The following is a 6,604-nucleotide window of genomic DNA, read 5'->3' as shown; positions in this document are numbered from 1 at the left end:
ATTGCCCAGATCGTGTCGATGCTGCCACCAATACATCCATCGTCTTTCATTGGTGAGCTTGTCCCGGTTCAGATAGGTTCCGGTCAACTGTCCGTTATAGCCATTTCCCAGATAGCGAAACTCGGCTCCCAGCTGTACCCCGCGCTTGGCCATATAACGGGGTGTGACCGTCAGATCGTAGTTGGGCGCCAGGTTGAAATAGTAGGGAAGCGTGAATTCAAGCCCGCTGTTGCTTGAACCACCATATGTCGGCAGCAGGAACCCCGACTTGCGCTCCTTGCGCAGTGGGAACGACAGCCAGGGGGACGCCAAAATGGGAACACCCTTGAAGAAAAGCACTGCATTACGTGCAATGCCTTCGTTGTCGTCAAAATCAAAGTCGACCCTGGGTGAGGTGATATACCAGGGTGGATTCTCGCAAGGACAGCCGGAATACCGCGCAGAGCTCAGACGCATCTGGCTGCGGCTGAAAATATCTGCCTTTTCGGCTTTTCCAAAGCCCCCATCGGCGCCAAGCCAGAAATTGGGATCGTTGACCTCGCCGGTTTCAGCGTCGACGTTGTAACTGAGCTCGGGGCCACGCACAATATTGCCATCGCGCATGATAAGGCCGTTGCCTCGTACATTCACCTGACCGGTATCGCGCTGATAATCGATGCGGTCACCTTTTACGACGGAATCGATACGTCGAACCTCGGCATTGCCGGTAAGGATCAACAGACCGTCCTCGTCGGTTTCCATCTTGTCGGCGATCAGGAACGAAGTCATTTCGTCCTCGTTCAACTGAGTATGCAGCCTGAGTTTGGGCGAAACAGTCAGCGCAGCGACGTCAGCCGGGGCCGAGACCGGTTGGGCCTGAGCCGTCGACACGAGGCCGAACATGAGAAAAATTGCCCACCAGACTGCACGCACGAGTAGCTTGTCTCCCGAAAAGAAACTGTATTTTGGCACATCTGCCGACGCGCTATGGTCCGGCAGCCCGGTATTATAGAGAAGCCTCCTCACTCGCGCCCACAATTGACGGCATAATTGCCTTTTCCATTTTTGTTTGAATCAACGGAACACCACGTGAACCAACCCGACGATTCCCGCCTTTCCGATCTGAAACAATGGCTGTCTACAGTGGCACCTGCTTTCCAGCTCGATCTGGATACTCTGGAACCCGCCTCAAGCGACGCGAGCTTTCGCAGATACTTTCGAGTTCAGGGTGGCGACACCAGCTATGTCGTCATGGACGCACCGCCCGGCCATGAAGATTGCAGACCGTTTTTGCAGGTCGGAGACAAACTCCGGCAAGTCGGCGTGAACGTCCCCTCGGTTCACGCCCAGAACCTCGAGAACGGCTTTCTGCTTCTTTCAGATCTTGGCAAGCACAATTATTACCATGCCATAAGGCAGGGGATGACCGACGACAAACTGCAAAACCTGTACCGGCAAGCCATTTTCGCTTTGGTCCGGGTGCAACATGCGGATGCCACTGCATTGCCGTGCTACGACGAGGCACGCTTGCTGGCAGAGCTTGAGCTGTTCCCTCAATGGTATGTGCAAAAGCATTGTCAAAGTAATCTTAGCGACACCGAGAAGGGAGCACTGGAAAAGATCTTCGGCATCCTGGCCAAAGACGCGGCCCGGCAGCCTGCTATTCTGGTTCATCGCGACTACCATTCACCGAACCTGATGCTGCCCGAATCAAGCTCAGGTGCCGGCCCCGGGGTCATTGACTATCAGGACGCCCTGGCCGGCCCCATTACGTACGACATTGCCTCCTTGGTCATGGACGCAAGAACTACCTGGGAAGAACCACAGCAGCTGGACTGGGCCGTGCGATATTGGCAAGCGGCTCGCGATGCAAACCTTCCCGTACATTCCGACTTCGCCGAATTCCATCGCGCTTATGAATGGACCAGCCTGCAGCGCAACCTGCGCATTTTGGGCGTGTTCGCACGACTATCGCATCGCGATGGAAAAAACCACTACCTCGAGCATATCCCGCGGGTTCAGGCCTACGTGCGACAAGTCGCAGGCAGGTACGGGCCATTCGCTCCCTTGCTGAGGCTGCTTGACCGGCTCGAAGGAAATCAGGTTTCTTACGGATATACATTCTGATGCGAGCCATGATTCTTGCTGCGGGCCGCGGCGAACGCATGCGACCGCTCACCGACACCAAGCCCAAACCTTTGCTGAAGGCCGGGGGTCTATCGCTGATCGAATGGCACATCAAGCGGCTCGTCGATGCCGGAATTACACAGCTGGTCATCAATCACGCCTGGCTCGGCCCACAGATTGAAGACGCACTGGGTGACGGTCGACGCTATGGAGCGAACATCGCCTACTCACGCGAAGACACTGCGCTTGAAACCGCGGGTGGCATCGCGCGGGCACTTCCGTTGCTGGGGAAAGATCCATTTCTGGTGGTTAACGGGGATATCTGGTGCGACTGGGATCCGAAGAATGCGGACAGAGCCGCCTCGATGATTCTTTCGCGCGACCTGCAAGCGTGGCTTTTGCTTACATCCAACCCCGCCCACCATCCGGACGGCGATTTCTCGCTGGACGACGAAGGAATGTTGTGTACAACGTCGGGGCCGGAATCGTTTACTTTCACTGGAATCGGCGTATACCGCCCCGAGTTCTTCAGCAACGTCCCGCCCGGAACACCTGCCCCACTCGCCCCGCTGCTGTACCAAGGCATCGAGATGCGCCGGCTAGCGGGGGAATACTACAATGGGCTGTGGATAGACGTAGGAACGCCTCAGCGTCTTGCCGAGCTGAACTCCTTGCTCAGTTCGGGTTCCCATCTGTAAGAAGTTGAACCAAAGCGCAACCAGGCGCTCTGGTCCGTGAATTGGCCAATGGTTCCGCGTTATCCTTTATGATTTTTCGTACTTCATCACACCTGCTGCGGGTTGAATGACCAGCACCATGGAATTCTGAATATGGGTCTATTTTCTTCTAACAAGCGTGTCGTATTCCAGCCTACGGCGTATGGCTCCACGCGTCGAAAACGCGGCGTGCCGCGCTGGCTGGTGCTGATTCTCACCGGCATAGTACTGGGTGCCGGCGGCCTGCTCTTCTTACAAAAGAGTTATGGTCCTCAGCGGCTGACAGCCGAAGAATCCGAGCGGCTGCACCAAGATTTGAATAGCGCCAATATCGACAAGCAAAGGCTGCAATCCGAACTGAACCGTCACACTCGCGAACTGGAACAAGCCCAGACCGCGCTGGCGAACCAGCAGAAGCTGGTGGAAGAAGCCCAGGCAAAGCTGCAGACCATAGAGCAAGACCTGCAACTTTTGCTGAAGGACATTCCTCCTGATCCTCGGGGTACGTCGCCCGGCATTCGTGCCGCCGAGCTCACAAGCGAGGCCGGAAAGCTCAACTACCAGATCCTGGTCATGCAGGATGACCCTGGCGCTGCAACCTTCACCGGCAAGATGACCCTGATTGTAGAGGGCCGCTACCCGAATGGGCGTACCAATACGGTTACGCTTGACCCTATCGATGTCTCGGTCGACCGCTACAAGTATGTCACGGGCACGGTGGACCTGCCCGATAATCTGACGGGACGTCAAGTCACGATACGCATCACTCAGGGGGACAGCACCCGGCTCAGCGCAACGCGTACCATCCGCGTGCGTTAGACTGTTCACAGGGCTCTGTGGCGCACGAGCGGCGGTACGACGCATCGAACAAGGGTCCCGCCGGCTGTCGCCAGCTCACGGCTCTTCCAAAGTCGAATACTCCTTAGACACCTCTGGACCATTTTTTATTATGCTGAACTGCCCGTTCGCTTCAATATACGCGCGCTTGACGTCGGCGACTGACTCTATGCCTTTCAAACGCAGCTGCTCCAGCAGCTCGCCACGCCCGATGTGTTCTGCGCGTAAACCTGACCGCAAGATCCGCCCGTCTTTGATCAGGCAGACTCGCTGGGGCTCAAGCACCTTCTGCACCCAGGGCGAGTAATAGGCGGCACGGTCCAGCACAACGCTCCATGCCACAATGGTGGCCACCACCACAACACCGTCAGCAATCGAAGTGGACCCTGCCGACATGGCGTCGCCCGCAGCGTCGGCAACCAGAAGAAGGACCAGCAGATCGGCTGTACCCAGCGAGCCGATTTCCCGCCTTCCTGCCAACCGTACCAAAATGAGTACGATCCAGTAGATGACCGTGCCGCGTAGCAGCATTTCCACAAAGCCCGCCTTGAAGGCAAAGATTTCAACCAGACTTGGCACGACCCTCACTCCAGAACGTCATATGTGCCCGCAAAGGCGAGCAAGCATCGTGCCGGTGATCATTCCCTGGACAATGTAGAAATAAGGAGGACGCGCCTTGCGGCACGCCCTTCTTGCGCTCGCAACCGCGTGGGCATCAGGTACCGATCACGCCCCCGTCTTCTTTGGTAATGACAACTGTCGCGGAACGAGGCAAGCTGGTCCCACCTTCTGGCCAGTTGCTGTCGCCCCGCTCCCCGGGATGTTGAATATTGATGAACATGGTTTTGCTATCGGGTGTAAAGGCAATGCCGGTGACCTCGCACTCCTTCGGCCCAACAAAGAAACGGCGAATCTCCTTGCTGACGGGGTCGGCGCATAACATTTGGTTGTTGCCCTGACCTTCGTATTCACCTGCGTTGCTGTAGTTACCGTCCGTCTGTATCCACAGACGGCCATCTTTATCAAACCCCAAGCCGTCGGGACTGTTGAATGTGTTTTCCGGAGTCACATTCTCAGAGCCTGAAGCGAGATCTCTGCGATCGGTGTACTTGACCGGATTCCCTGCCAGTACAAACACATCCCATTCAAAGGTAGTGGCTGCAGCGTCATCACCTGCTTCGCGCCACCGCACTATCTGACCGTAAAGATTACTGGCGCGTGGATTGGCCCCATCAACGTCTTCTTCCTTGCGACCACTGTTGTTGGTAAGCGTGACATACACCTCGCCGCTGACCGGATGCACAGCTACCCATTCTGGCCGGTCCATCGGTGTTGCCCCCACCGCGTCCGCCGCCAGGCGCGTGTTGACCAGAACGTGTGCCTGGCTGGGAAACCGGCCATCCAACCGCAATGTCGGGTTCTCAACCTGATCCAGCAAAATCCATTGACCCGTACCCATAAATGCATCGCTGGCTGCACCATCTTCGAACTTGGCAACATACAGCTTTCCAGTGTCCAGCAAGGTAGAGTTGTCCCCGCCTTCCCGGTAGCTGTTTGCCGACACAAACTTGTAGATGTAGTCATTGGCCTGATCATCCCCCATATAGATCACGATCCGGCCGTCTGCCGAAAGGCGGAAGGCAGCGTTCTCATGCTTGAAACGCCCCAACGCAGTTCGCTTCCGAGGCCTGGACAGCGGATCGAAAGGATTGATCTCTACAATCCAGCCGAAACGGTTTGGCTCATTCGGCTCTTCAACAAAATCGAAGCGCTTTTCAGTTTGCTCCCAGCCATAACTGGTGGGGCCCTTGGTCAGACCATAACGGGCCTGGGATTCATCCAGCGTGGGAACCGGATCGCTCAAGGTGCCAAAGTAATTGTTGAAATTTTCTTCGCAGGTCAGATAAGTACCCCAAGGGGTCCAGCCGTTTCCGCAGTTATTGAAAGTGCCCAACACGATTTTGCCCGTGCTGTCAGCGCCCGTCTGCAGCAACTCATGACCGGCGGCCGGTCCGGTAAGCTCCATTTCGGTAGATGCAGTAATGCGTCGGTTGTAGGTGGAATCCTTTTGAATCTCCCAATCTCCATCGGCATTACGCTTGATGTGTATGACCGACACGCCATGCGCATTCATAACCTTTTGAACCCGCTCCTCGGTCATCTGTGGGGCAGCATCATCGCGGCCAAAAAGCCACCGGTACAAACCGCGTCCTGATGTTGTTGAATACTCGTGATTCATCACCAACAAGCCTTCCTCACTGTTGCCTGGCGTAAAAGGAAAGAAGTGAATGCCGTCGTGATTGTCGCCGACCTGTTGAGCCTGGGCCGCTGCGTCATCACTTCCGTCCCCCTTCCACTGCACTGCCTCAAACAGAGGTTCACCCCAAGGGGCAAATGGAACAGCCCGATATCCTTCGGCAACCACGATGGTGTCGTCTGTGGAAATGGGAATGGATTTGAAACCTATCAAGGAGGGCTCGCCCGGCGACGTTGAGTCGTCGCCGCTACTACCGCTTCCGCCACAGGCTGCAAGAGGCCCAGCCAGAAACAGGGCCGCCGACAATCCAAGGCCCGATTTCAAGAAGCCGCGCCGACCTCGTGCACGTTCAACAATATGTTGAAAGTGCTCGTTATCGGTAAGGTTGGTGGGCAGGTCTTCTGAGTCGATTACGTGAATATCTTTCATAACTGGCTCTACCGTAGCAATGGGAGCCAGCAGTATCGGACCTTGATGTTTCAGGTGTATGAAGCCAGTGCCAAATCGCCCCCGCGGCAACCTCGAGCATTTGCCGCCGCGGCATTTTTGGGCTCTTCATCATAAAAGGGGGACGAGCGGTACTCATCATTAAACTTGTTGTTGCGACGAACAGGAATAATGAGAGGAAATACCGATGTCCCCAGTTGATTCTATCTTAGGCTTTGGCGGCTTGGCGATTGAACGCGTT

6 protein-coding genes are annotated in these 6,604 nt (G+C 55.9%); 3 read left to right on the top strand and 3 right to left on the bottom strand.

The window, feature by feature from the left end; translation table 11 throughout:
- Positions 1 to 912 (bottom strand): putative LPS assembly protein LptD (locus Q1J88_RS12550; protein ID WP_366902806.1); only part of this gene is annotated, 912 nt, incomplete at its 3' end.
- A gap of 156 nt (positions 913 to 1,068) precedes the next feature.
- Between Q1J88_RS12550 and Q1J88_RS12545 the strand changes: the two genes are divergently transcribed.
- The 3 genes from Q1J88_RS12545 to Q1J88_RS12535 all read left to right on the top strand — a co-directional run bounded on the left by Q1J88_RS12545 (position 1,069) and on the right by Q1J88_RS12535 (position 3,641).
- Positions 1,069 to 2,106, top strand: a complete 1,038-nt coding sequence (locus tag Q1J88_RS12545) for a phosphotransferase (protein WP_301118065.1) — start codon at positions 1,069 to 1,071, stop codon at positions 2,104 to 2,106.
- Positions 2,106 to 2,804, top strand: coding sequence for an N-acetylmuramate alpha-1-phosphate uridylyltransferase MurU (murU, locus tag Q1J88_RS12540; protein WP_301118064.1), 699 nt, complete (start codon positions 2,106 to 2,108; stop codon positions 2,802 to 2,804). The genes Q1J88_RS12545 and murU overlap by 1 nt, the downstream gene beginning before the upstream one ends.
- A 132-nt stretch (positions 2,805 to 2,936) precedes the next feature.
- Positions 2,937 to 3,641 carry a DUF6776 family protein gene (locus tag Q1J88_RS12535; RefSeq protein WP_301118063.1) on the top strand — a complete coding sequence of 235 codons (705 nt, stop codon included), beginning with the start codon at positions 2,937 to 2,939 and terminating at the stop codon, positions 3,639 to 3,641.
- Between the two features lie 75 nt (positions 3,642 to 3,716).
- On the opposite strand, the gene Q1J88_RS12530 is transcribed toward Q1J88_RS12535, so the two are convergent.
- Together Q1J88_RS12530 and Q1J88_RS12525 are read right to left on the bottom strand one after the other, a co-directional pair.
- Positions 3,717 to 4,238: a YetF domain-containing protein gene (locus tag Q1J88_RS12530; protein ID WP_301118062.1), complete on the bottom strand. Its 522-nt coding sequence runs from the start codon at positions 4,236 to 4,238 to the stop codon at positions 3,717 to 3,719.
- 136 nt (positions 4,239 to 4,374) lie between these two features.
- Complete coding sequence (locus tag Q1J88_RS12525; protein WP_301118061.1) at positions 4,375 to 6,345, bottom strand: PhoX family phosphatase; 1,971 nt, start codon at positions 6,343 to 6,345, stop codon at positions 4,375 to 4,377.
- Positions 6,346 to 6,604 lie beyond the last annotated feature (259 nt).

The sequence above is a fragment of the Pusillimonas sp. genome, assembly GCF_029263785.1.
GTDB lineage: Bacteria > Pseudomonadota > Gammaproteobacteria > Burkholderiales > Burkholderiaceae_B > Pusillimonas.
Note: the sequence above shows the minus strand (reverse complement) of the source record. Positions and strands in the feature narration are given on the sequence as shown.

Excerpts from the sequence above, each read along its gene's own strand:
- murU (WP_301118064.1), top strand. The coding sequence starts at position 2,106 with ATGCGAGCCATGATTCTTGCTGCGGGCCGCGGCGAACGCATGCGACCG.
- Q1J88_RS12535 (WP_301118063.1), top strand. The coding sequence starts at position 2,937 with ATGGGTCTATTTTCTTCTAACAAGCGTGTCGTATTCCAGCCTACGGCG.
- Q1J88_RS12525 (WP_301118061.1), bottom strand. The coding sequence starts at position 6,345 with ATGAAAGATATTCACGTAATCGACTCAGAAGACCTGCCCACCAACCTT.